The 240-nt window shown below is 69.2% G+C and carries 1 protein-coding gene; it reads right to left on the bottom strand.

The genetic code is table 11. The features are described 5' to 3' along the window. Positions 1 to 240: exonuclease domain-containing protein (locus JT719_RS25120; RefSeq protein ID WP_278251909.1), on the bottom strand; the 240-nt coding region annotated here is incomplete at both ends.

Genomic DNA, 240 nt, shown 5'->3' with positions numbered 1-240 from the left:
CAGCTCCGGCCAGGCGCGCCGCGCCAGGATGACCGTGCAGAGATAGGAGCAGACCGGGGCCGCCATCCCATAGTCGGCGAGCGTGTGGCGCAGCACGCTGAGGTCGAAGGAGGCGTTGTGGGCGAGCACGAGGCGCCCGCGCATCCGCTCCTCCAGAAGCGCCCACACCTCGGGGAATTCCGGCGCCTCGGCCACGTCGTCGGCGTGGATGCCGTGGATCTTGCTGTTGAAGGGGTTGAA

Origin of the sequence: Sabulibacter ruber (assembly GCF_017355955.1) — a bacterium.
In the GTDB taxonomy this organism is placed as follows: domain Bacteria; phylum Bacteroidota; class Bacteroidia; order Cytophagales; family Hymenobacteraceae; genus Nibribacter; species Nibribacter ruber_A.
Note: the sequence above shows the minus strand (reverse complement) of the source record. Positions and strands in the feature narration are given on the sequence as shown.